2 protein-coding genes, 1 tRNA gene and 1 other RNA gene are annotated in these 3085 nt (G+C 68.2%); 3 read left to right on the top strand and 1 reads right to left on the bottom strand.

Features of this window, described 5'->3' with window-relative positions; translation table 11 throughout:
• Positions 1–312 precede the first annotated feature (312 nt).
• Positions 313–400, bottom strand: a tRNA-Ser gene (locus tag AC5RV2_RS16330).
• A gap of 349 nt (positions 401–749) precedes the next feature.
• Here AC5RV2_RS16330 and AC5RV2_RS16325 point away from each other — a divergent pair.
• The 3 genes from AC5RV2_RS16325 to AC5RV2_RS16315 all read left to right on the top strand — a co-directional run.
• Positions 750–1718: a prenyltransferase/squalene oxidase repeat-containing protein gene (locus AC5RV2_RS16325; RefSeq protein ID WP_494093205.1), complete on the top strand. Its 969-nt coding sequence runs from the start codon at positions 750–752 to the stop codon at positions 1716–1718.
• A gap of 46 nt (positions 1719–1764) precedes the next feature.
• An RNA gene (gene ffs / locus AC5RV2_RS16320) (signal recognition particle sRNA small type) lies at positions 1765–1860 on the top strand.
• Between the two features lie 75 nt (positions 1861–1935).
• Positions 1936–3085: DNA polymerase III subunit gamma and tau (locus AC5RV2_RS16315; RefSeq protein ID WP_494093204.1), on the top strand; the 1150-nt coding region annotated here is incomplete at its 3' end.

Below are 3085 nucleotides of genomic sequence, written 5' to 3'. Positions count from 1 at the left end.
GCCGCGCGCCGCCGCCTCGCCCGGCTCGAGCAGCAGGCCTGACGGCGCGGCCCACGGGACGCACCTGTCCACGTTTAAAACGGCCTTGAAACATACCCGCAGGTCAGGGGCTTTTCGTTCTCCAAAACATGGACAGTTAGGGCTGAACATGGGCAGAAGCTGACCGATCCGCGGCTGGCTCGCCGACAAGAAACCCTCGTCCGACCGTGCACTGTGCATCAACGACCGACCGTGCGCTGCGCCTCCTCGACCGGCCGTGCGCTTTTAACGCCAGCGGCCCCGGTCTGCAGTGCAGATCGGGGCCGCTGAGTCTGGCGGAGGATGGGGGATTTGAACCCCCGAGGGCGTGAACCCAACACGCGTTCCAGGCGTGCGCCATAGGCCGCTAGGCGAATCCTCCAGATGCTTGCTCACAAGAGCAGATACCAGAGTACCCGAAAGCGGCCCCATGTGCCGAATCGGGCAGGAGTGCAGGGAGCTGGACACGGGAGTACAAGGACCTCGGTCGCACGCCTCTCGGGGCTGAGATTGGGCGACTTGGCCCCGTCCGGAAACGGTCACCACCGGCACCGAGGCCGGGCTCAAAAATGGAATCCACGACCGTGCGGGTACCGCCGCCCTTAAGCTCTGGAAGGCTGCGACCGGCAGTGGCAAACTTACGCCATGGGTGAGGTGAGGGGCTGGGGGCAGCCCCTTTTCTAAGGGGACTAAACAACATGGCCACCGGTACAGAGTCAGCGGTAGGCAGCGTGCCACCGGCACGCATCTTGGACTGGCTGCTGGCCGGGGATCCGTCAATCCGGTTCCAGACCCTGCGCGATCTCTGCGACGCGCCTGAAGGCGAAGTGGCTGCCGCGCAAGCCCAAATCGCCGGCTCCGGCTGGGGTGCCCTGCTGCTCGAGGCGCAGGATCCGGACGGCAGCTGGGGCGGCGGCCTCTACAACCCCAAATGGACCTCCACCATGTTCACCCTGCTGCTGCTGCACTGGCTCGGGCTGGCCCCGGGGCACCCGCAGGCCGTGGCCGGCTGTCGGAGGCTGCTGGACGGCGCAGAGTACTTCGACGGCGGGCTGACCTACGGCCGGCACCAGGACCGGGCCGAGAACTGCGTCACGGCCATGGCCGTGCTGCTCGGCTCCGAGCTGGGCCAGCGGCTCGACGGCGATCCACGGATCGACAAGGCAGTGTCGTGGCTGCTGGCCGAGGAACTGGACGACGGCGGCTGGAACTGCGAGGCTCACAGCTCACCGACCAAGCACGCCTCCTTCCACACCACCATCAGCACGCTGGAGGCGCTGGCTGCTTACCGGCACAGCGGCGGCGCGATCAAGGTGGAGGTCGCGGAGGCACGCGGCCGCGAATTCCTGCTGATGCATTCGCTCTATCGGTCACACCGGACCGGGGCCGTGGCGCATCCTTCGCTGTCCCAGTTCCGGTTCCCGCCGCAGTGGCACTACGACATCCTGCGCGGCCTCGAGTACTTTCGGGCCGAGGGCTGCCCGCACGATGACCGGATGTCGCCCGCCATCAAGGTAGTGGCCCACGGACGGCGCAGCCCGGGCAACTGGGGCGGGTACCGCCCGTATCCGGGGCGGATGTGGTTCCGCTGGACGGCGGAGGACATCGGCCGCTGGGCCACGCTGCGGTGCTCCCGCGTGCTGCGCTGGTGGGATGCTCCCGACGCCGCCGCCGGCTCCCCGACGCCCCTCGGCGGCTGATCGGCGGTTGATTTCGGGGCGCCGTCCGACGTCAGGTAGACTGTTCGTCGGCCCCTCATGCGGTGTCATCCTGTGAACTCCCCCAGGACCGGAAGGTAGCAAGGGTAAGCGGGCTCTGTCAGGTGCATGAGGGGTCTTTACTTACCCCCATGCTGCCTATCCCCAGCCCGGCCGCTTCGGCGTGCACGGGCCCAGTTTCAACCGATAGGGTTTGATCGTGAGTACAGCCCTTTACCGTCGCTACCGCCCGGACACTTTCGCGGACGTTATCGGGCAGGAACACGTCACCCATCCTCTGATGGCGGCGCTGCAGAAGAACCGCGTCAACCACGCGTACCTGTTCTCCGGCCCGCGCGGCTGCGGCAAGACCACCTCGGCCCGTATCCTGGCCCGCTGCCTGAACTGCGCGGAAGGCCCCACCCCCACGCCCTGCGGAACCTGCGACTCCTGCGTTGAACTCGGCCGCGGCGGCCCCGGCAGCCTCGACGTCATCGAAATCGACGCCGCCTCCCATGGCGGCGTGGACGACGCCCGCGACCTGCGCGAGCGGGCCACTTTCGCCCCGGTGCGCGACCGGTACAAGATCTTCATCATCGACGAGGCCCACATGGTCACGTCCGCCGGCTTCAACGCCCTGCTCAAGATCGTCGAAGAGCCGCCGGAACACATCAAGTTCATCTTCGCCACCACGGAGCCGGACAAGGTCATCGGCACCATCCGCTCCCGGACCCACCACTATCCTTTCCGGCTGGTCCCGCCGGAACCACTGATGCAGTACCTGGAACTGCTGTGCCGGCAGGAGAACGTTCCGGTGGCCCCGGGCGTCCTCTCGCTGGTGATCCGGGCCGGCGGCGGTTCGGTCCGCGACTCGCTCTCCGTACTGGACCAGCTGATGGCCGGCGCCGGACCCGATGGGCTGGACTACGAGCTGGCCGTTTCCCTGCTCGGCTACACGCACGCCTCCCTGCTGGACGACGTCGTCGACGCCTTCGCCGCGGGCGACGCGTCCACCGTGTTCAGCGCGGTGGACCGCGTGGTGCAGACCGGCCACGATCCGCGCCGCTTCGTCGAGGACCTGCTCGAGCGCTTCCGCGACCTGATCATCGTGCGCGCCATGCCGGAAAGCGCCCACGCGATCCTGCGCGGCGTCCCGGAGGACCAGATCGCCCGGATGCAGACCCAGGCCAACCAGCTGGGAGCGTCCGAGCTCTCCCGGGCCGCGGACATCACCAACCAGGCGCTGACCGAGATGACGGGCGCCACCTCCCCGCGCCTGCACCTTGAACTGCTGTGCGCGCGGATCCTGCTGCCTGCCGCCGACCAGGGCGAGCAGGGCGTCGCGGCCCGGGTGGACCGGATCGAGCGCC

Source organism: Arthrobacter sp. Y3225116, from assembly GCF_059091245.1.
The sequence above is the reverse complement of the archived record's forward strand: the minus strand, read 5'-3'. Positions and strand labels throughout refer to the sequence as shown.